Here is a 22,010-nt window from a genome sequence, read left to right as displayed (position 1 = left end):
TTATGAGAAGACTCTTTTAATCTATTTACTTTGTAATAAATTGTTGTGTCCAGTAGTTGCCGCTTTCTACATAACCAACACCGATGTGAGTGAAGCCGTTATTTAAGATGTTTGCACGGTGTCCAGCGCTGTTCATCCAAGCTTGTACCACTTCTTCAGGTGTACGTTGGCCTTGAGCGATGTTTTCACCTGCAGATGTATAAGAAATACCAAATTTCTTCATCATGTCAAACGGAGACCCGTATGTAGGGCTGTTATGATCAAAGTAGTTGTTTTTTTGCATGTCTTCAGACTTAATACGTGCTACTTTGCTTAATTCAGTATCGATTTTTAGTGCTGGTAAACCTTGTTTTGCACGCTCAGCGTTTGTTAATTCAACAACACGTTGTTCGAACTCGCTTAAAGATTTTGCTTCTTCAGCAGGCTTTTGCTCAGCTGGTTTTTGTTCAGCAGGTTTTTGCGTATTGTTGTTTTCAGCAGGCTTTTGAGCTTCTGGTTTTTGAACTTCTTCAGCAGGCTTTTGCTCGGCAGGTTTTTGCTCAGCAGGCTTTTGAGTTTCTGGCTTAGCTGTTGGTTGCTCAGTTACAACATTTTCAGTAGGTTGTTGACCAGGAATGAAGCAGTTTGGTTGGAAGTTTCCTTGTTGCCATTGTGCTAATGATTCAACTCCCATAGATTGTAAGAATGCTTGTAGTTCTTGTTGGCTCATTTGCTTCATCATCACTTTTGAATGCTGAATATTTTGAACCTTTATGTTAGATGGTTGTACTGTTGCAGCTTGTGCATCTAGAGAAGATACTCCTAAAGTAAGAGCTGTTGCAGCAGCTACAGATAATAAAACACGCTTTTTCATGATGTGTGTCCCCCTATATAAAGTTTTAATTTGTTTTCACACGATTTGTTTTTGACAGCCTGTCTGACTGACAAATTCATCGTAGCATACAATTTGCGAGAAAAAAGATGGAAAAAAATTCATAGACTTTAAAATTACCTAATTTATCCTAAGAGAAGAAGGGAGCAAAAATAAGATAAATATAGATTATAAAAGGAATTTATAGTGTTTTTATACTTGGTTTTAAGAGGGGGTTTTTGGATAAAGTTACCTAAATAGAAAATGAAGAATCCTATTGTATCAATGGTTTGAGCGATTTTTTGAGGAATATAATGGATTGATTTTTACAAAACTGTAATGTTTCTGTTGTTCTTTTTTATAATAAAGTAACATATTTTTAATGTTGTAGCAGACAAAAAAGCGGCTATCTCTTTACATAGACGAAGGAGATAGCCGTTTTCCTATTATTACGTATGTTACGAGTTATTACGAGTTAGTTTCAATTGCTTCTAATAATAAATCCACAATGTGAATTCCTCTCATTTTATGAGAAAGCCCTTCTCGCTCAATACCCAATTTCATTTGTAATAAACAACCTGGATTTGCAGTAACAATGGTTGCTGCGTCTGTTTCATGCACACGGTCCATTTTGTAATCTAGAAATTCCATTGATAACTCTGAATGAACAATATTGTAAATACCAGCAGAGCCACAGCAGCGGTCCGCATCTTTCATTTCTCGATATGTTGCACCTTGGATAGCCTCTAGTAACATACGAGGTTCAGAAGATGTGCGCATAACATTGCGTAAATGACAAGAGTCTTGATACGTAATAACCTGCGGCGTGAGTCGTAAGTCAGTTCGCTTATGGAAGTCTAGTTCTACTAGTATAGCAGTAATATCTTTAATCTTAGAAACAAACTGCTTAGCACGTTCAGCCCAATCCGGATCATCCTTTAAAAGATAATCATAGTCTACGAGGTAAGCTCCGCAACCTCCTGCATTCGTAATAATATAGTCGATGTTTAAATCTTCGAATGCTTTTATATTTCGCTTTGCTAATTCTTTTGCTCCACTCTTTTCACCAGCATGTCCATGCAATGCACCGCAGCAACTTTGTGTTTTCGGAATAACAATATCACAACCAGCTAATTGAAGAAGTTTCATCGTTGCGTTATTTGTTTCTAAAAACATCGTATCCATTAAACAGCCTGCGAAGAATGCAACTTGTTTTTTCTTTGTACTTTCTGCAGGTAAAAATGAAGGACGATCTTTCATTGCTTTCATTTTAGGGACTTTTGGTAAAACGAGATCCATCGTTGCAAGTGTTTCAGGGAATAACTTCATAATACCTGTTTTATGTGTTAGCGTTTGTAAACCAGAACGTTGATAAAATCCGATTAGTCCGGTTAATGTTCGCATTCGATTTTGATGGGGGAATAATCCTTCAAAAACGACTTTTCGAACAGCTTTCACTGGCATTGAGAATTTTTTATTTTGATTAATAATATCTCGAGCCTCTTCTAATAAATGTCCATAATTTACACCAGATGGACAAACAGGCTCACAAGCACGGCAACCAAGACAAACGTTTAATGTATTTTCAACATCTTCATCTGGTTCGATTAAACCATCAACGACTGCTTTCATTAATGCGATACGTCCGCGTGGTGAATGTGACTCTTTATATCCGGATTGAATGTAGGTAGGACAAGTAGGTAAACAAAAACCGCATCGCATACAGTTAAGTAGCTCATCTTCACTTAATCGTTCTTTAAATTCTTTTTGAATATTTTCTTTATTTAATGTGGTCATCGCTCAACCACCACTCTTTTTCGAGTGTCTTTCGCGAACATTTTTCCAGGGTTCATAATGTTGTTTGGATCGAAAGCTTGCTTTATTCCTTGCATAGCTGCAATACCTTCTTTACCTAATTTCATTTCTAAATATGGAGCTTTCATTGCACCAACACCATGTTCACCAGTAATTGTGCCACCAAGTTCAATTGCTTTCGCAAATATTTCAGCAAAAGCTTGTTCAGCTCGGTGCATTTCTTCTGCATTACGAGCATCTGTCATACAAGTTGGATGTAAGTTACCATCACCAGCGTGTCCAAACGTACAAATAGGAATATTATATTTTTTTGCAATGGCATTAATAGCTTCAACCATTGGAGCGATTTGTGAACGTGGTACAGTCGCATCTTCTAATATTGTAGTAGGTTTTAATCGTGCGAGCGCTGATAGAGCACTACGGCGAGCAGTACGAAGCGCATCTGCTTCTGTTTCATCTTTTGCAATGCGAACATCAACTGCATTCATAGAGCGGCAAACGTTAGCCATGTTTTCAATATCTCGATTGACTACTTCGGGCGGGCCGTCTTGTTCGATTAATAAAATTGCTTTTACGTCAGTTGGTAAACCGATTTGCGCAAACTCTTCTACTACTTCAATTGTCGGTTGGTCTAAGAACTCCAGTGTTGCTGGAATGATTTTATTTGCAATAATAGAAGAAACAGCACGTGTAGCTTCATTAATATCTTCATATAGTGCAAGCATTGTTTTCTTTGTTTCAGGCATAGGAACAAGTTTTAATATAGCTTCTGTTACCACGCCAAGTGTTCCTTCAGAACCGATAAATAACCGAGTTAAATCGTAACCAGCTACATCTTTTGCTAATTTACCACCAGTGCGAATAATATCGCCATTTGGTAAGACAAGTTCAAGCCCCATTACATAATCACGTGTTACGCCGTATTTCAAACCGCGTAATCCACCTGAGTTTTCATTAATATTACCGCCGATTGTAGAAATTTTCATCGAGCTTGGATCTGGTGGATAAAATAAACCTTTTTCTTCTACCGCTTTAATAATATCAAGTGTAATGACACCAGCTTGTACAGTAATTGTTAAGTTTTCTTCATCAATTTCTAAAATATTGTTCATATGGCGGAAAATAAGGACGATACCGCCTTCAAGTGGACATGTTCCTGCGCAAAGATTTGTTCCAGACCCGCGCACATACACAGGAATTTTGTGAGTGTTACATACTTTTAACACTTCAGCTACTTCATTTGTATTACGAGGAGCAATGACTGCATCAGGCATTGCTTGGAAGTTTGGAGTGGCATCATAACTATAAGTTAAACGCCCCATATTGGATGTATCTACATTATCTTCGCCAACAATAGATACGAATGAATGAATAATTTGTTTTTCTAACATTGGAAATCCCCCTCAAACTGTTAACGTGTTTAGTTATAATAAACAACGTGGTAACAGTGCTTTCATTATAATGATAAAAAAGTCGAGGGATTCTTTCTATGTATAATCATCTAAAGATTAATCTGTTTTATCGTTCTTTTTTGTATGATCATCTAATAGGAGGAGTGCGAAGTATAAAACGTTTAAGTCTTTGAATTGTTTTGGATCAAGTCCTGTATGTTCTTCAATCTTTTTTAGCCTGTAATGTAATGTGTTAATGTGTATATGTAATTGTTTAGCCGTCTGTTTATAAGATTGGTTATAATCGATAAATAAGCGCAAAGTATGCATAAGCTCAGGAAATGATAATAAGTTTTCGATGGTACGCTCTAGAAATTGTTCACGCGTTTCGGCAGAAATATCTTGTAAACACATTTCTAAACGTAAATCTTCATTAAATACAATTTTTTTCGTTTCCAATGATACAGAAAGAGCGCGTAATGCTTGTTCGTAACATATGTTCATATTGTTTGAGGTAACTGTTTGTCCAATCCCGATATATAAAGGAATAGAAAATAAAGTTTCGCAGTCTTGTTTTAACCGTTTTAAAAATTGATAAGTTTGCTCTTTGGAGCTCGTTGCTGTAAATAAAATAAAACGATCATTTCCCCAACGAACAAATAGATGCTCTTTTGTTAAAATATTACGTATGTGTTGCCATATTTTACGCTGGAGCATCGTGTCATTTTTGTCAATAGAAAACAAAATAAGTTGTTTTTTCTTATATAAATCAATGCCAAGTGTTTTGGCGCGATCAAGAAAACTCGGGGACCACTCTGTATTTTGAAGCCAATCAAAGACGAAAGCTTCATAAGAACGGTGCTCAAGTTCTAGTTGCTCTAAAAAGTAGTTTTCATGAATTAATAATTCGGTCATCTTACGCAATATTTCTCCGTAGCGTGAAATATTTTCAGGTTCTCCTGTAATTCCAATGACACCAATTACTTCATCATGAAATAATAAAGGAAGATTCATCCCAGCCTTTACACCTTGCAATTGCCTTTCATCTTCTTTTGTAATGATGACGGTTTTCTTTTGTTTGGCGCAGCGGAGTGCACCTTCATGAAATTGACCAATTCTTTCTGTATCTGTACTTGCGATAATAACGCCTTCTATATTAATGATAATAATATTTTCTGTAATTAGTCTGCGTACTTCTCGTACAATTTTATTCGCTAAATCAGGAAATAGCATAATTGACACACCTCAAATTCTATTTGTTGTACATTATATATGTAAATTGAGTAAGAAAGGAAAATTTCACACTTTCCACACATTTATTTGTTATTTTACAATTATAACGAAATCATCCGAAGATGGAGGGAATCTTTTGAGAAAGTATGTTTTTCTTCTCTGTTTTTTATTTCTATTAGTAGGGTGTCAAGGAAGTTCATATACACCAATTGCTAAAGATAAAAATGTTATTATAACAACGAATATAAAAGAAGGCAGTATTAGTTTTATTGATAAAAAAGATAAAAAGTTAATCACGACATGGGAACTAAATGAGCCAATGGCCGGAATCACACTGCTTCCAAATGGTGAGGAAATACTTGTATACGGTAAGCAATTAGAATATATGTATGTATATTCACTAACGGAAGGAAGGCAAGTGGAAAAATATAAAACTGGAAAAGGCATTGTAAATGTGGTCGTATCAGCAGATAAAAAACAATTATTTGCTGCTGATCAAAATGCTCAAAAGGTAAGGTTCTTTACGATAAATGGGAAAGAGACAGGAAATGTTTCAACAGGAAAAGGGCCTATAACGATGGTAGAGTATCATAATCGGTTATCTGTACTAAACTTTTATGATACGAAACTAACGACAATTGATACGAAGAAAAAAGAAGTTATTCAATCCTTTATGATTCCGCCAGCATCAACAGGAGCGACGATTAGTCCTGATGGGAAAGAAATATGGATTGGCGGACATGGTGATGGAAATCAAGTAAATGAGAAAGTGTTAGTGTATTCTTTACAGAGTGGAGAAATGGTGCGTTCTTTACACGCTCCATTTATGCCTGTGAATATAACGAAGGATAGTAAGTACGTATATGCACTCAGTCATGGATCGAATACACTTAGAAAGTTTGATATTAGCACATATAAAGAAATAGCTTCTGTAGAAGTAGGGTCGAATCCATTTGCATTTTTGGAGAGCGGAGCAGAAGGATATGTAGCCAGTTATGATAGTGATGAAGTGTGCGTTATGGATATGAAGAATTTGAAAATAAAACAAACAATTAAAGTCGGAAAAGGACCGTTTCAACTCTTAGAGAGGGAAGGGAAGGAAAATGAATAAATATAGAGTGCTAGTTGTAGATGATGAAAGTGATATGAGGCAGCTTGTTGGAATGTATTTGGATAACTTTGGATATGAGTGGGGAGAAGCTGAGAATGGAAAAGAGGCTCTTAAAAAACTAGAAACGGATCATTATGATTTCGTTGTATTAGATATAATGATGCCAGAAATGGATGGACTTTCAGTTTGTAAAGAAATTAGAAAAACGTCAGATGTGCCGATTATATTTTTAACCGCAAAAGGTGAAGAGTGGAATAGGGTGAACGGCTTACGTATGGGAGCAGATGACTATATTGTAAAACCGTTTAGTCCTGGTGAATTAGTTGCCCGTATGGAAGCTGTGCTAAGAAGATATACAAAGCAAGAACAGCAAGAAGAGATTCAATTTGGACCAATTCTTATCAATGAAAAAAGTAGAAGAATCGAGGCGGATGGTGAGTCGATTTCTCTTACTGTAAAAGAGTTTGATTTACTATATTTTCTTTGCCAGCATACAGGACAAGTATTTAGCCGGGAGCAATTACTTGAAAAGGTATGGGGATATGATTATGCCGGAAGTACAAGAACAGTAGATACGCACGTGAAAACGATGCGCTTGAAGCTTGGAGAAAGTGGAAACTACATTCAAACTGTTTGGGGTGTAGGCTATAAATTCGAGGTGTAACGTATGTTTACAATGGTACAAAAACTTTGGCTTACAGTAGTATGTGCAGTATGTGTAACAGTGTCCTTTCTTTATTTCGTATCTTTATACTCGTATGAAAAACTATACGTTGATAATTTAAAAGGTTCATTAGTAATGGAAGGAAAAAATCTTGCTGCCCAATATGATAAGCACGAAGGAATATCAACTTTTGAAGAGAAAGTAAGATCGTTTGATCAAATATCTAGTTCAGACGTTATTTTCGTGTCTAATCCGCGTGATTTAAGTGCATGTTTGCCTTTTGATGTGCATCATCATTCCCTTATAAGTGAAGGAGATAGGCAAACGCTATTAGATGGGAAAACTGTGACAAAAATAGGATATGAAGAACATTTTGACCGTAATATTATGGGGGTTGTCATCCCTGTATTGGAAAATAAAAAATTAGTCGGAATTGTCTATTCGTATATTCCTTTAAAAAGTATAAAAGATTTAATCTATGATATGGGTCTTATTTTAGCACCGTTAGCAATTGCTATGATTTTAATTACTATATGGGTTGGAAGAAAAATTATAATTGCAATTACGAAGCCACTTTCGCAAATGGAACGGGTTGCAAATCATTTGGCTACGGGAGATTTCTCGGAGCGGATTACAGTTTCTTCAGAGGATGAGATTGGACGACTAGGAAAAGCATTTAATAAAATGGCCAATTCATTAGAAACAGAAGATGTAAAGCGTAAGGAATTTTTAGCAAATGTTTCGCATGAACTTAGAACACCACTTAGTTATATAAAAGGGTATAGCGAGGCTATTTTAGATGGCGTTGCCAAGGGACCGCAGCAGGAAAAAGTAACGCAGCTAATTCATAAAGAAGCAGGTCGTATGCAGCGTCTCGTTCATGACTTGTTAGACTTAGCACAATTAGAAGGTGAGCACTTTCCGTTAAAGAAGCAACCTATCGTTTTTTCACAGCTGATTGAAGACGTATTAGATACGTATGAGATTAAGTTTATAGAAAAGGAACTTCATATTTCAACCAATTTAAATCCAGAGATCATTGTCATGATTGATGAGGATCGTATGCAACAAGTGCTTCATAATGTGTTAGATAATGCGATACGGTATACAAATCAAAACGGAAATATCGTTATAACTTTAGAGCAAATCGATGATTACTGTGAATTGAAAATAAAAGATACAGGAATTGGCATTGATATAGAGCATTTGGAGAATCTTGGGGAACGCTTTTACCGAGTTGATAAAGCGAGAAGTCGTCAACACGGTGGAACAGGTTTAGGCCTTGCTATTGTGAAACAAATTGTTCATATACATGGTGGACAGTGGAAAATTGAAAGTGAAAAAGATAAGGGAACAACGGTTATTATTAAACTGAATGTACAGGATGAGGGGGGCATGTTCTAATTTTTAGGACATGTTCTTTATATTGAAGAAAATATTTATCCCGCTATTTGCCGGACAGTAAGACCCTCACCTCAAAATTCAACGGAAGCAAAGAAGTTAGGTGGAGGCCCTGCTGTCCGTAAAAGCCCGATTGGTGAGGGCTAATAATCAGTGGGGGATGAACAAAACCCCTACTGATTAAAGTTTCACTTTATACGTAAAAATATAAATTAATATGTAATAAATATCGAAAATTTGACTATTTTATGAACAAAACATTTGTACTTCTTATCAATTCGGTCTAAAATAGTTATGATGCAAAGTTCTTATAAATCGTTTCAATTGTTGTTTGGAAGATACTGAGGTGATTTAACTGGAGTACAAATCTATTAAACCGAAAAAAATTTACGAAGAAGTATCTGAAGCTATTTTAACAATGATTAAAAATGGTACGTTAAAACCTGGTGACAAACTACTCCCTGTGCATCAATTAGCTGAGCAGTTTCAAGTTGGTAGATCTGCTGTTCGTGAAGCGCTAAGTGCGCTAAGAGCGATGGGCTTAATTGAGATGAAACAAGGAGAAGGTACATATGTGAAGAACTTCGATTCTTCTTCATTAACGAAATCATTAAACAATAGATTATTAATGAAGAAAGAAGATATTTTGAATTTATTAGAAGTACGAAAGGTGCTTGAAGTGGGGGCAGTTCGAGTAGCGGCGGCAAAACGTACGGAAGATAATTTACAAAATATGAAACATTGGTTAGATGAAATGGCAAAGAGCATTGGAGATGAAAAGGCTGGCGAAAAAGCCGATTTTCAATTCCATATGGGAATTGCAGAGTCTTCGCATAATAACATTTTGCTTGAACTCATGAATCATGTTTCAGAGATGATTGCTGAAACGATTGGTGAATCAAGACGCATTATTTTATATGGTGAACAAACGACATCAGAACGACTTATAGAAGAGCATCAAGTTATATATGATGCGGTGTTAAAACAAGATGTAGAATTAGCGCAGCAAGCAATGCTAGATCATTTAACAAATGTAGAACATATTGTCACAGGTAAAAACGATATAAATTCGTAATTTAATCTTTTAAAAATTTAATTTTCTGATAAAATAGAGAAAGATTAAGTAAGCGTTTTCTTTAGAAGAGGGAGAGGATAGGCCATGGTTGAGCCTATTTCTTCTCTACTCGGTCATCTGATGACCATATGTTTGTTGGCGAAGTTGTAAAAAGGGGGAGTAATAGTTATGAAAGTTACTTTATTTGTTACTTGTTTAGTCGATATGTTCGAAACAAATGTCGGCAAAGCAACAGTTGAAGTGTTGGAGCGTTTAGGTTGTGAAATTGAATTTCCAGAAGCACAAGTTTGTTGTGGCCAGCCTGCTTATAATAGTGGCCATGTAGAAGCAGCAAAAGAAGCGATGAAACATATGATTGAAACTTTCGAAGATGCAGAATATATCGTTACGCCATCTGGTTCGTGTGCGACAATGTTTCATGAGTATCCGCATGTTTTCAAAGATGATCCAAAGTGGGCTAAACGTGCACAAAAAGTTGCTGATAAAACCTATGAATTTACACAGTTTATTGTAGATGTTTTAAAAGTTACAGATGTTGGTGCAAGTTTACCAGGGATAGCTACTATTCATAAATCATGTCATATGACACGTATGCTCGGAATAAAAGAAGCACCAGGAATTTTATTATCAAATGTAAAAGGATTAACTGTGAGAGATTTACCAAACGTGCAAAATTGTTGCGGGTTTGGGGGAACGTTTTCAGTTAAGATGACTCCAATTTCTGAGCAAATGGTAGACGAAAAAGTAGATAGTGTAATGGAAACAGGTGCAGATTATTTAATCGGTGCAGATTGTGGGTGTTTGTTAAACATTGGCGGACGTATTGAGCGTTTAGGAAAAGAAGTAAAAGTAATGCATATTGCTGAGGTACTGAATAGTCGCTCATGAAGGGGGAACATAAGCTATGTCTATGAAAATCAGTGAGAAAAAATTTAATGATCGCGTTGGTGATGGAATTCAAGATTCGTTTATGCGCGGAGCAGTTTCTTCTGCACAAACGCGTTTATATACGAATCGCTTAAAAGCCGCAGATGAATTAGGAAACTGGGAAGAGTGGCGAGAACTAGGTGAACAAATTCGTCAACATACGTTAGAAAATCTTGATTATTATTTAATGCAGTTAAGTGAAAATGTATCAAAAAGAGGCGGACACGTGTACTTTGCGAAGACGAAAGAGGAAGCAGCAAAGTATATTCAAGACGTTGCCAAAAAGAAACAAGCGAAAAAAGTAGTAAAATCAAAGTCGATGGTAACAGAAGAAATCAGTATGAATCATGCGCTTGAAGAGATTGGCTGTGAAGTGTTAGAGAGTGACTTAGGAGAGTATATCTTGCAAGTAGATAACGATCCACCTTCACATATTATTGCACCTGCACTTCATAAAAATAGAACGCAAATTCGCGATGTATTTAAAGAAAAGCTAGGCTATGAAAATTCTGATGACCCGTATGAAATGACAAAGTTTGTTCGTAAACAACTTCGTGAGAAATTTATGGATGCAGAAATTGGTGTAACTGGTTGTAATTTTGCTGTTGCAAATACTGGCTCTCTTTGTTTAGTAACGAATGAAGGTAATGCAGATCTTGTTATGTCAATTCCGAAAACACAAATTGCGGTAATGGGTATGGAACGTATGGTTCCGACAATGGAAGAATTAGATGTTTTAGTTGGTTTACTATGTCGTAGTGCAGTAGGTCAAAAATTAACAAGTTATGTAACAGTAGCAGGACCAATTCAAGAAGAGGAAGTTGATGGACCTGAAGAATTCCATTTAGTTGTTGTTGATAATGGTCGCTCTCAAATTCTGGGATCTGAATTCCGTTCAGTATTACAATGTATTCGTTGCGCTGCTTGTGTTAATGTATGTCCTGTATATCGTCACGTTGGTGGACATTCATATGGATCGATTTACTCAGGACCAATCGGTGCGGTATTAACACCGCTTCTAGGTGGATATGATGATTACAAAGAGCTTCCTTATGCATCTAGTTTATGCGGAGCATGTACAGAAGCTTGTCCAGTAAAAATTCCATTGCATGATTTATTATTAAAACATCGTCAAGTTATTGTTGAGCAAGAAGGTCGTGCACCACTTGCAGAAAAACTAGCGATGAAAATGTTTAGTATGGGTGCTTCTTCAGCTGCTTTATATAAAATGGGGTCAAAAATGGCACCAGCGGCAATGAGTCCATTTACATCTGGTAATCGTGTATCAAAAGGTGTTGGACCACTTAAAAACTGGACGGATATTCGGGAATTCCCAGCTCCAAGTAAAGAGCGATTCCGTGATTGGTATAAAGATCATAAGAAAGGCGGGGATAAATAATGACAGGATTAATTCAAAACCGTGATGCCTTTCTAGATAACATTGCAAAAGAACTTGGGCGCGCGCGTAAAACAGAAGGTGTAGAGCGACCAGTATGGAAAAGTAATGTGAATATAGAAACGTTAAAAGATTGTTCACAAGAAGAATTACTAGAAGTGTTTAAAAAGCAATGTACAAACATTCATACAACTGTAGTAGAAACGACAAATGACCGATTAGGTGAAGACCTTCAAAAAGTAATCATGGAAAACGGCGGTGGACCTATTTTATTATCAGCAGATGAGCGTTTTGATGCATATGGTTTAACATCTTTATTTAAAGAAGAACTTCCAAAGCGAGACGTTGAAGTAAACGTATGGGATCCAGAGAGAAAAGACGAAAATATGCGTTTAGCTGAAAAAGCGAATATTGGTATTGCATTTAGCGATTATACATTAGCTGAATCTGGTACAATTGTTGTACAAAGTCATAAAGGGCAAGGACGTTCTTTACACTTTTTACCGACTGTATATTTTGCTATTATTCCACGTGAAACACTTGTGCCTCGTATTACACAAGCAGTTCAGGATATGAACTTACGCGTAGAAAATGGGGAGACAGCGGCATCTTGTATTAACTTTATTACAGGGCCAAGTAACTCGGCTGACATTGAGATGAATCTTGTTGTCGGAGTACATGGACCATTAAAAGCAGTATATTTCATCGTATAAAAGAGGGGAAAGCAGGCCAGAAAATGGCCTGCTTTTTAGTAGAATAAAGGATAATATGAAGTAGAAGTTCTCTCCTTTTTTTGCTATGTTTTTTGGGAAAGGAGAGGAAGGGATGTTCACTTATTTATATGCACTGTTAGCAGGGATGGTGTTTGGTTCTTTTTTTATGCTAGTTGCGATGAGGGTTCCATTAGGTGCGTCTATTATTACCCCGCGTTCACATTGTTATTATTGCAAATATGTGCTAAGGCCAAAAGAACTAATCCCCATCATTTCATTTTATATACAAAGAGGCTGTTGTACGAATTGTAAGAGGAAAATTCCAATTATGTATGTAGCATTTGAATGTATAACAGGAAGTATATTTCTTCTTACCGTGTATATGATTGGAATAGAACGAGAGCTTATTATCATTTTATCCCTTTTTTCGCTACTTCTTATTATTTCAGTTACAGATTACTTATATATGTTAATTCCTGATTGTATTTTAATTTCGTTTGCCGTTTTACTCATTCTTGAAAGTGTTTTTGTACAATTAGTTACTTGGACAGATAGTATAGTTGGTAGTGGTGTTATATTCATTTTGTTATATTGCATGCAAAAGATATATCCAGAAGGGCTTGGCGGAGGTGATATAAAACTACTTTCGTTACTTGGGTTTATAGTAGGAGTGAAAGGCGTTTTTATCATTTTATTTTTAGCATCTTGTTTCAGTCTTTGTTTCTTTGGGGTGGGTATCGTATTAAAACGTATAGAAGTACGAAAACCAATTCCATTTGGTCCTTTTATTAGTCTTGGGGCAATATGTTATGTATTGGCCGTATATTCAAATTAGAGAGGGAATAGAAAATGAACGTATATATGGATGATCAAAGAAGTTGCCCGTTCGGGTATGTGCCCGCAACTACAGTAGAATGTGCTTTGCAAATGGTTCGGGATTATGATGTGAATATTCTTTCCCTTGATTTTAATATGGGATGGGGAGCAAAAAATGGACTGGATTTTGTAGAAGCTTTTTGTACAGAGGGGTTATATGTAAATGAAATTCACCTTCATACGAATGATGTCATCGGTATGCACAAGATGAAACAGAGAATGGATAAGGGAAAGGAAGAAGGAGAAATTAATCATCACCTTGTTGTTAAATACGTGGGAAGCTAAAAACTCCAAAGTAAAACTTTGGAGTTTTTAATGTTTCATATGTGCTTGTAAAGGAATAATCTCTTCTTGTTGAGCTGCTGCGATTTCAGTTTCTTCCTGTTGAACTTCAGGTGTTTTTTTTGTTAAGTAGTGGTATACCATACCGACAAATACTGATCCGCCAATAATGTTACCGATTGTAACAGGAATTAAGTTATGAATAGCACCTGAAAAAGAAATTGTCTCAGGATGTGGTGAAACTAAAGATAAAGCAAAGAGTGACAAGTTTGCAATACTATGTTCGTAACCAGATAAGAAGAATGTGAAAACAAGTAGCATCATGACCATTATTTTTGCCGTGTCGCCTTTAACCTGAGATGGTAAGAAGCAAGCAAGACATACGAGCCAGTTACATAAAATGGCTTTAAAGAATAACTGCATTGTAGGTGTGTTCATCTTTCCTTCAACGACTTTATTCATTAGGTGACCGTGATCAATTGCTTCAAAAATTCCAGTTGCGTAAAATAGTAAGGCAAAGAATAACGCGCCGGCTAAGTTACCTGCATAACAAGCAACCCAGTTACGAAGTGTATCAGAAATCGTTGTTTCTTTTCTTAAAGTTGCTACAGTAAAGTACATTGTGTTTCCAGTAAACAATTCAGCACCGCCATATATAATAAGTACGAGAGCAATCCCGAAAAACATAGAAGCAGCTAAATAAGTTGCTGGTGAATCTGCAATGTGAAAAAAGTTACCTAATTTAAAACATAGTACAATAATAAAACCGATATAAATACCCGCAAGTGCAGCACGAATGAAATATTGCATTGGGTTTGTATCTAGCATTTTCTTTTTGCTTTTAGCCAGTTTGACAACATAATCTAGTCCTTGTTCTAGCATGAGTAATACGCTCCTTTAGTAAATCTTCTATAAATACTCCTTATATGAATAAAGTACATGGAATTGTTCTCACTTTCAATAAGTTTGTGCAATGTTTCACAAAAAGGACATACATACGTTAAGAAAACGTTTACAAAAGATAGTATAATGGAATTTTTTCTGGACATTGAGAGGAAGAAAGGAAAAAGAAAAAGCGCTGTAATTACAGCGCTTTTTCGTCTAAATTCTTTTCTACTTTTACTTCTACTTCTTTTGAGAAGAACCAACCACCAACTGCGATTCCGACTAATACAATCCAGAATGTAAGCTTCCACGGAGTGGATTCTGGGAATGAATGTGGAATTACATTTAATGCAGGGTGTGCTAATGTATAAACTGCTAGCTTCACACCAACCCAACCTACAATTAAGAATGCTGCAGTTTCAAGTCCTGGTTTACGTTTTAAGATTTGTACGAATGCAGTTGCTGCAAATCGCATAATGATTAATCCGATAAGTCCACCTACAAAGATAACAACGAATTGCCCAGTATCTAGACTACCAATTGTACCTAATCCTGTTTTTGGTAAAGTCATTGCTAGTGCAACCGCAGCTAAAATTGAATCAACTGCGAAGGCGATATCAGCAACTTCAACTTTAAATACAGTCCACCAGAAGTTCTCTTGTTTTTTCTTTGCTTCTTTTTCTTCTGTTTCTTCATCTGTATTCTTTTTAACATATGTTTTAAATAAGTGATTACCAGCGATAAACATAAGGTAGATGGCACCGATTGCTTGCACTTGCCATACATCGACTAAGAACGAAATCATAAATAACGATCCAAATCGGAAAACAAATGCCCCCGCTAATCCGTAAAATAGTGCTTTCTTTCGTTTTTCTTCTGGTAAATGTTTTACCATAATTGCAAGAACAAGAGCGTTATCAGCCGCTAAAATCCCTTCAAGTGCAATTAGGATGAGTAATACCCAACCATACTCCAATAATAATGATACATCCATGTACATTCTCCTCTCATCTCTATAAGTTCTAAATAAGTGAAGAATTTCCCCACTATTTAGTTTCCCCATACTCCTGCCTATTAACTTTGGAAGAATTTGGAAATGAATACAAAAAAGACCTCTGCCGTTAATAGGCAAAGGTCTTGCTAGACATATGTAATAAAAATGCCAACAAAGCCGGAAGAACTAAGTTCTACGTAATGACGACTTTGTTTCCAAGAAATATTCTTGGACGCTACTCCCCTTTGGAGATATGTTATTGTATTCTCATTATATGGATAATTGATACGGTTGTCAACCTGTTAAAATATCTTCATTAGGATATTTTATTTTCCGGTTCTTTTTACGAGCAAATGAAAAAGCCAATGTTAAAGGCCCCATTTTCCCAAAAAACATCATAAAGATAATAATAGCTTTTCCGATTATAGTTAAGTGGGGTGTTAAGTTCATACTGAGGCCAACAGTCCCGAATGCTGAAAATACTTCGAAAGCACTCATCAATAGAGGAACTCGCTCAGTAATACTCAAAATTAAAATAGCAAAAAAGATAAATGAAATGGAAATAATAGTAATGGTTAATGATTTGACAATGAGAGTATCTTTAATGGATTTTTTAAATACGACAATATCCTCTTGTTCTTGTAAAAATTTAAATACGCCAAAAAATATGATTAAAAATGTTGTTAACTTAATCCCACCACCCGTTGAAGCACTACCAGCACCAATAAACATAAGGAGCATCATTAATAGGAGGGAAGGTTTTGACAATGTAGAAATATCAACAGTATTAAACCCGGCAGTTCGTGTTGAAATTGCTTGAAAATAAGAGGCCATTCCTTCTTCAAATGGGGTAAAACCTCTCATAGAAAGGGAGTTATGGAACTCGAATATAAAAATAAAAAGGGTAGCAATAATGTTGACGATTAGAGTAGAAGTGAGCATAAGTTTTGAATGTAGTGTAAGGTTTTTAAAGTTTTTCTTTCTTTTTATGTCTACAATTACTGTAAAACCAATTCCACCTAAAATGATGAGAGAGGAAATGACGAAATTGACAAGAATGCTATGAGAATGGGACATTAAATTATCGCTCCACACAGAAAAACCAGCATTGTTAAAGGCTGAGATTGAATGGAAAAAACTATAATAGATCCCTTTGGCAACCCCATATTTGGGTACCCATTCAAAAGAAAGAATTAAAGTAGCGATACATTCGACTGTAAAAGAGAATAAAAATAATGCTTTGGCAAGACGGATAACGCCGCCGATATTCGTTTGATTTAATGCTTGTTGTAATAAAATACGGTTTTGAAGACCGATTTTTCTTCCGAGCATAATAGCAATTAAGACCGCAAAGCTCATAATGCCAAGCCCGCCAACTTGTATAAGCGTTAAAATGACACATTGTCCAAATAAAGTAAACACTTTTCCAGTATCCACAACACCAAGCCCAGTAACAGTACAAGCGGAAACGGTTGTAAATAAGGCATCGAGCCATGAAATGGACGTTGTCGTAGCAATTGGCAGTTTTAATAAGCATGTGCCGACAACTGATAATACAATAAAAGATAAAGTAAGAACGCGGGGAGGGCTCATGCTAATATTAATCCGTTTCATGTCACATATTGCTCCTTTCGTTTTGCTTTGATTAGTATGTGAAAAAGCACTATTATGTATGTTGAAAATAGAAAGAGGCAGATAATATCTGCCTCTAAGCCATATGTTATATAATTATCCACGTAATTGTTGTTGAGCTAAAGCAACAAGACGTTTTGTTACTTCACCGCCAACTGAACCGTTAGAACGAGATGCTGTATTAGAACCTAAGCTTACACCAAATTCTTGTGCAATTTCATATTTAAATTGTTCAAGCGCTTGTTCTGCACCTGGAACTAATAATTTGTTTGTTTTTACCATGTTGATACACATCCTTATGAGTAGTCCAGTTCAGCTAAGTTCTTATCTAAACTGGTAACGTTATTTTATGTGGAAATGACATACTCATACGCGGAAGTAATCGGTGCGATTAGAAGTTCTTGGATAGAAAAAAAGAGTAGCAACTTTGCTACTCTTTTTTTAGTATTGTCGCTGTTCCTTCCACGACAATATCATCTGATTGATTATATATGTTTGTTTGCAACGTAATGATTTTTTTATCGTCACGCTTCTTAATAACCTCTGCCACAACACGAAGTGTATCACCGATTTTGACAGGGGCACGGAATGAAACATTTTGGGATAAATAAATCGTATTTTTGCCTGGGAGTTTCGTTCCAAGGATGGTAGAAATAAAACTTGAAACGAGCATACCGTGAGCAATACGTTCTTTAAACATTGTCGTTTTTGCAAAAGAATCTAAAATGTGAATAGGATTCACATCTCCAGTCAATTTTGCAAAATTGATAACATCTTCATCTGTAATTGTTTTTGTAAGGGATGCTTGATCACCGACTTGAATCTCATCATAACGAAGCTCCGGAACAGTTTGTGCTTCTTGAAATGGATTCATTTTGTCCTCCTTCTTTTCCATATCGAAAAATGTTAGCCATCTTGATGTAGTAGGAGGAAGAAAGAGTTTTGTTTGTGCTGCAGTTAGCTCCCACATTTTTCTTACTTGATGGAAGTAAATAGATTTTTTGAGTTTTCCTCGAACTTTTTTGCGAGTTCCAACTGTTTTGACTTGAACTCTTCCAAAAAACCCTCTAACTGTTTTTGAGCCTCTTCACGTTGTAATTGTTGTTGCTCAATAAATTGTTTTGTCGTTTCTTCAAATTGACCGCTTGTTTGTGTCAGAATTGACAAAGATGTTTTTGTAGGAGAAACAGTAAGCTGCTGCATATGAGCAGAAAGTTCTTTCCACTTGTCTTGCCACTCGTTAATTTGATCATTTAAGGAGTTACCAGTTAATTGTTTCACGTAATCTGTATATTGGTTATTGAACTGAGCAGTGATTTGTTGTAGTTCTTTTTCTAGTTCATCTACTCCTGATGTTAATTTATGCAAAGCGTCTTGTTGTTGTTTTAATGTTTCTAAAGTAAGTTGCTCTAATTGTTTCCCAGCTGAAGAAAAAAGGGAAAGTGATTGAGACCAGTTTTTCCAAAATGCATCGACTAATTCGTATGGTTTAGTTTCCATTGTTTGACCCCCAAATGTTTTTTTGCATATTGTGAACGCAGATTACTCTGCTGTACCACCAGGTGAAGATGAAGAATCCTTTTCATCCTTTTCTGGAGAAGTAGAAAATGGAAAGAATGCATTGGTGTATAACGTGAAAAACGTCCGCAACATATTTTGATAATGTTCAAAAGAAGTCGCACATGTTGTTAAATATTGCTCTCCATATTCAGTTAAAGAATAAATTCTTTTTGCCGGCCCTCCATCGCTTGTATCCCAAGTAGAAGAAATAAGGTTTTCTTTTTCTAATTTGCGTAGTGTTCTATAAACATTACCTTGGTCAACAGAAGAAAAGCCGATATCCATTAGCATTTGAATAAGTTTGTAACCATGAAGACTCCAGTCTTTTAGACAGAGAAGTAAGAAGGGAACTAAGAAGTTTTTTGGCATGGAGTTTGGTTGTTTCGCTTGGTTGTTCTCCAAACTTTCGCGTTGTTCTGGTTCATTTTGTAGCATGATTGTGCATCACCTCATGAATCAGTTAGATGGAATTTTTTGCTTATAAGTGCAATTTACACCTATCTGTTTTTAAAGTCAACACATTTGTTAGAAAATAGAAAAAAATAAAATATAGACTTGAAGTTTTATTCAGAATATTAGAAAATAGTGAATAGGTTGAATTGTTTCAAAAAAGAAAAAGGGAGTGTAGGTAAAGTGATTGATCAAAAATTCGATCCACTACAAGCATGGAAAAATGCTTATGAACAAACCGAAACATTTTGGGGAAAAGCGCTCAATGAAACAATTAAAACAGAAGAATATTCTGCTTGGATGGGCAGCGTTCTAGATTTGAATTTGTTTTATCAAAAAGCATTAAATGATACGACAAAAAACTATTTAGAACAAGTAAATGTGCCGACGAAAGAGGATATCGCAAGAGTGGCTACGCTTGTTATTAACTTAGAAAATAAAGTAGATAACATTGAGGAGTTTCTAGAGGAGAAAGTAGATTCTTTAGGACAAGCTCCTACATTAAAGCGTGATGTGACAAAAGTGAAACAAGATATTCGTACGCTTGAAACAAAAGTAGATCAAATTTTAGAATTGCTAGAAAAGCAAAATGCAGTACTAGCTAAACTACAAGTACCTGTAAAAGAAGAGATAAAGCCTGCGAATAAGCCGGAAAATAAAAAATGATAAAAGCGCTTGTTTATAACAGGAAAAAGAGAGAGGGAGAATCTCTTTTCACATGTAAACGGCGAAACATAATTATATAGGGACTCTACAGTATGAGTACCAAAATGATTCATAACAATCGTTCACAAATTCATTTAAGGGGGAAAAGAAATGGTTCAATTAAATGGCAAAGTAGCAATCGTAACAGGTGGAGCAAAAGGGATTGGAAAAGCAATTACAGTAGCTTTAGCACAAGAGGGCGCTAAAGTTGTTATTAACTATAATAGCAGTAAAGAAGCAGCTGAAAACTTAGTAAATGAACTAGGAAAAGACGGACATGACGTTTATGCAGTGCAAGCGGATGTTTCAAAAGTAGAAGATGCAAACCGACTTGTAGAAGAAGCTGTGAATCATTTTGGTAAAGTTGATATTCTTGTTAATAATGCTGGTATTACAAGAGATCGTACATTCAAAAAGTTAAATCGTGAAGATTGGGAGCGCGTAATTGACGTGAATTTAAGTAGCGTATTTAATACGACAAGCGCGGTTCTTCCATACATAACGGAAGCGGAAGAAGGAAGAATTATTAGCATTTCTTCTATTATTGGTCAAGCAGGTGGATTTGGCCAAACAAACTACTCAGCAGCAAAAGCGGGTATGTTAGGATTTACAAAATCATTAGCGTTAGAACTTGCAAAAACAAATGTCACTGTAAATGCAATTTGCCCAGGATTTATTGATACTGAAATGGTAGCAGAAGTGCCAGAAGAAGTACGTCAAAAAATCGTTGCAAAAATCCCGAAAAAACGTTTTGGTCAAGCTGATGAAATTGCAAAAGGTGTAGTATACCTATGCCGTGACGGTGCGTATATCACAGGTCAGCAATTAAACATTAACGGCGGATTATATATGTAATGAAGTAAGAAAAAAGTGCATATCCATAGCAGGAATGCACTTCTTTTTTTAAGAAGGAAATCGACCAAAAAGGAGATAAAAAAATGACTACATTCGCAACAGAATGGGAAAAGCAATTAGAGCTATACCCAGAAGAGTACCGAAAAGCATACCGCCGAGTGAAAAGGGCGAGTGAAATTTTATTACGTGAACCAGAGCCGCAAGTAGGATTAACGCCGAAAGAGGTTATTTGGACGAAGAATAAGACGAAGCTTTATCGCTACATTCCAAAACAAGAAAAAACACAAAGAGTTCCAATTCTGTTAATATATGCTCTTATTAATAAACCATATATTATGGATTTAACTCCTGGAAATAGTTTAGTGGAATATCTAGTGGATCGTGGTTTTGATGTGTATATGCTTGATTGGGGCACATTTGGTTTAGAAGATAGTCATTTGAAATTTGATGATTTCGTGTTTGATTATATTGCAAAAGCAGTAAAAAAAGTGATGCGAACTGCAAAATCGGACGAGATTTCTTTACTTGGTTATTGCATGGGTGGAACGCTAACTTCTATTTATGCAGCACTTCATCCGCACATGCCAATTCGTAATTTAATTTTCATGACAAGTCCTTTTGATTTCTCTGAAACAGGATTGTATGGTCCTTTGTTAGATGAGAAATACTTCAATTTAGATAAAGCGGTTGATACATTTGGAAATATTCCGCCAGAAATGATTGATTTCGGAAACAAAATGTTAAAACCAATTACGAACTTTGTCGGTCCATATGTTGCTTTAGTAGATCGTTCAGAGAATGAGCGCTTCGTCGAAAGCTGGAGATTGGTTCAAAAGTGGGTTGGTGATGGTATTCCGTTCCCAGGTGAATCATACAGACAGTGGATTCGTGATTTTTATCAAAATAATAAACTGGTTAAGGGTGAACTCGTTATTCGCGGACAAAAGGTAGACCTTGCAAATATTAAGGCGAATGTCTTAAATATTTCCGGGAAACGTGATCATATCGCTTTGCCATGTCAAGTAGAAGCATTACTAGACCATATTTCTAGCACAGATAAACAATATGTATGTTTACCGACAGGGCATATGTCTATCGTTTACGGTGGAACAGCTGTAAAACAAACATATCCGACGATTGGAAATTGGCTTGAAGAGCGTTCTAATTAAAAATAAAAAATCCAACTAGCCTATGT

General features: G+C 36.0%; 23 protein-coding genes and 1 riboswitch. Of the genes, 12 read left to right on the top strand and 11 right to left on the bottom strand.

What is annotated here, in order from left to right:
* Nucleotides 1–25: 25 nt before the first annotated feature.
* From IBT51_RS15520 to IBT51_RS15505, 4 genes are all read right to left on the bottom strand, one after another.
* Nucleotides 26–853, bottom strand: coding sequence for a CAP domain-containing protein (locus IBT51_RS15520; protein ID WP_016513122.1), 828 nt, complete (start codon nt 851–853; stop codon nt 26–28).
* Between the two features lie 465 nt (nt 854–1,318).
* Nucleotides 1,319–2,647, bottom strand: coding sequence for a (Fe-S)-binding protein (locus tag IBT51_RS15515; protein ID WP_000209624.1), 1,329 nt, complete (start codon nt 2,645–2,647; stop codon nt 1,319–1,321).
* Nucleotides 2,644–4,056: a glycolate oxidase subunit GlcD gene (gene glcD / locus IBT51_RS15510; protein WP_200458401.1), complete on the bottom strand. Its 1,413-nt coding sequence runs from the start codon at nt 4,054–4,056 to the stop codon at nt 2,644–2,646. The genes IBT51_RS15515 and glcD overlap by 4 nt, the downstream gene beginning before the upstream one ends.
* A gap of 117 nt (nt 4,057–4,173) precedes the next feature.
* The gene (locus tag IBT51_RS15505; protein WP_200458400.1) at nt 4,174–5,298 is read right to left on the bottom strand and encodes a sugar diacid recognition domain-containing protein; all 1,125 of its coding nucleotides are present in this window, start codon (nt 5,296–5,298) and stop codon (nt 4,174–4,176) included.
* Nucleotides 5,299–5,425: 127 nt separating this feature from the next.
* Here IBT51_RS15505 and IBT51_RS15500 point away from each other — a divergent pair, with 127 nt between their 5' ends.
* The 9 genes from IBT51_RS15500 (at nt 5,426) to IBT51_RS15460 (ending at nt 13,737) form a co-directional block, all read left to right on the top strand.
* A complete protein-coding gene (locus IBT51_RS15500; protein WP_078401488.1) occupies nt 5,426–6,400 on the top strand; it encodes a YncE family protein in 975 nt (324 codons plus the stop codon).
* Nucleotides 6,393–7,064 carry a response regulator transcription factor gene (locus tag IBT51_RS15495; protein WP_001046397.1) on the top strand — a complete coding sequence of 224 codons (672 nt, stop codon included), beginning with the start codon at nt 6,393–6,395 and terminating at the stop codon, nt 7,062–7,064. The genes IBT51_RS15500 and IBT51_RS15495 overlap by 8 nt, the downstream gene beginning before the upstream one ends.
* Nucleotides 7,065–7,067: 3 nt before the next feature.
* Complete coding sequence (locus IBT51_RS15490; protein WP_053564942.1) at nt 7,068–8,468, top strand: sensor histidine kinase; 1,401 nt, start codon at nt 7,068–7,070, stop codon at nt 8,466–8,468.
* A gap of 382 nt (nt 8,469–8,850) precedes the next feature.
* The gene (locus IBT51_RS15485; protein ID WP_254904515.1) at nt 8,851–9,540 is read left to right on the top strand and encodes a FadR/GntR family transcriptional regulator; all 690 of its coding nucleotides are present in this window, start codon (nt 8,851–8,853) and stop codon (nt 9,538–9,540) included.
* 168 nt (nt 9,541–9,708) lie between these two features.
* Complete coding sequence (locus IBT51_RS15480) at nt 9,709–10,428, top strand: (Fe-S)-binding protein (protein ID WP_000869147.1); 720 nt, start codon at nt 9,709–9,711, stop codon at nt 10,426–10,428.
* A gap of 16 nt (nt 10,429–10,444) precedes the next feature.
* Nucleotides 10,445–11,866 (top strand): LutB/LldF family L-lactate oxidation iron-sulfur protein, encoded by a 1,422-nt coding sequence (locus IBT51_RS15475; RefSeq protein ID WP_000061930.1) that lies wholly within the window; start codon nt 10,445–10,447, stop codon nt 11,864–11,866.
* Nucleotides 11,866–12,576 carry a LutC/YkgG family protein gene (locus IBT51_RS15470; protein ID WP_000147182.1) on the top strand — a complete coding sequence of 237 codons (711 nt, stop codon included), beginning with the start codon at nt 11,866–11,868 and terminating at the stop codon, nt 12,574–12,576. Before IBT51_RS15475 ends, IBT51_RS15470 begins: the two co-directional genes overlap by 1 nt.
* Nucleotides 12,577–12,688: 112 nt before the next feature.
* Nucleotides 12,689–13,411: a prepilin peptidase gene (locus IBT51_RS15465; protein ID WP_088024888.1), complete on the top strand. Its 723-nt coding sequence runs from the start codon at nt 12,689–12,691 to the stop codon at nt 13,409–13,411.
* A gap of 14 nt (nt 13,412–13,425) precedes the next feature.
* Nucleotides 13,426–13,737 carry a cyclic-phosphate processing receiver domain-containing protein gene (locus IBT51_RS15460; RefSeq protein WP_200458399.1) on the top strand — a complete coding sequence of 104 codons (312 nt, stop codon included), beginning with the start codon at nt 13,426–13,428 and terminating at the stop codon, nt 13,735–13,737.
* 27 nt (nt 13,738–13,764) lie between these two features.
* On the opposite strand, the gene IBT51_RS15455 is transcribed toward IBT51_RS15460, so the two are convergent.
* From IBT51_RS15455 to phaQ, 7 genes are all read right to left on the bottom strand, one after another.
* A complete protein-coding gene (locus IBT51_RS15455; protein ID WP_000893034.1) occupies nt 13,765–14,616 on the bottom strand; it encodes a formate/nitrite transporter family protein in 852 nt (283 codons plus the stop codon).
* 202 nt (nt 14,617–14,818) lie between these two features.
* A complete protein-coding gene (locus IBT51_RS15450) occupies nt 14,819–15,613 on the bottom strand; it encodes a TerC family protein (protein ID WP_000383326.1) in 795 nt (264 codons plus the stop codon).
* 90 nt (nt 15,614–15,703) lie between these two features.
* Nucleotides 15,704–15,869: riboswitch (yybP-ykoY riboswitch) on the bottom strand.
* 38 nt (nt 15,870–15,907) lie between these two features.
* Nucleotides 15,908–17,227: a TrkH family potassium uptake protein gene (locus IBT51_RS15445; protein ID WP_000822356.1), complete on the bottom strand. Its 1,320-nt coding sequence runs from the start codon at nt 17,225–17,227 to the stop codon at nt 15,908–15,910.
* A 114-nt stretch (nt 17,228–17,341) separates the two neighbouring features.
* Entirely contained in the window at nt 17,342–17,527 is a 186-nt protein-coding gene (locus tag IBT51_RS15440; protein WP_000241212.1) for an alpha/beta-type small acid-soluble spore protein, read from the bottom strand.
* Between the two features lie 148 nt (nt 17,528–17,675).
* Nucleotides 17,676–18,119, bottom strand: a complete 444-nt coding sequence (locus IBT51_RS15435) for a MaoC family dehydratase (RefSeq protein ID WP_001067916.1) — start codon at nt 18,117–18,119, stop codon at nt 17,676–17,678.
* Nucleotides 18,120–18,220: 101 nt separating this feature from the next.
* Nucleotides 18,221–18,745: a polyhydroxyalkanoic acid inclusion protein PhaP gene (gene phaP / locus IBT51_RS15430; protein ID WP_000448592.1), complete on the bottom strand. Its 525-nt coding sequence runs from the start codon at nt 18,743–18,745 to the stop codon at nt 18,221–18,223.
* Nucleotides 18,746–18,787: 42 nt separating this feature from the next.
* Nucleotides 18,788–19,240 carry a poly-beta-hydroxybutyrate-responsive repressor gene (phaQ, locus tag IBT51_RS15425; protein ID WP_000939954.1) on the bottom strand — a complete coding sequence of 151 codons (453 nt, stop codon included), beginning with the start codon at nt 19,238–19,240 and terminating at the stop codon, nt 18,788–18,790.
* 198 nt (nt 19,241–19,438) lie between these two features.
* On the opposite strand from phaQ, the gene phaR reads away from it, so the two are divergent.
* The 3 genes from phaR (at nt 19,439) to phaC (ending at nt 21,984) form a co-directional block, all read left to right on the top strand.
* A complete protein-coding gene (phaR, locus tag IBT51_RS15420) occupies nt 19,439–19,921 on the top strand; it encodes a polyhydroxyalkanoic acid synthase subunit PhaR (protein ID WP_000566941.1) in 483 nt (160 codons plus the stop codon).
* A 150-nt stretch (nt 19,922–20,071) separates the two neighbouring features.
* Complete coding sequence (locus tag IBT51_RS15415; protein ID WP_000250407.1) at nt 20,072–20,815, top strand: acetoacetyl-CoA reductase; 744 nt, start codon at nt 20,072–20,074, stop codon at nt 20,813–20,815.
* Nucleotides 20,816–20,898: 83 nt separating this feature from the next.
* Nucleotides 20,899–21,984, top strand: a complete 1,086-nt coding sequence (gene phaC / locus IBT51_RS15410) for a class III poly(R)-hydroxyalkanoic acid synthase subunit PhaC (protein WP_000206336.1) — start codon at nt 20,899–20,901, stop codon at nt 21,982–21,984.
* Nucleotides 21,985–22,010 lie beyond the last annotated feature (26 nt).

The sequence above is a fragment of the Bacillus sp. S71 genome (assembly GCF_016625265.1).
GTDB lineage: Bacteria > Bacillota > Bacilli > Bacillales > Bacillaceae_G > Bacillus_A > Bacillus_A cereus.
Note: the sequence above shows the minus strand (reverse complement) of the source record. Positions and strands in the feature narration are given on the sequence as shown.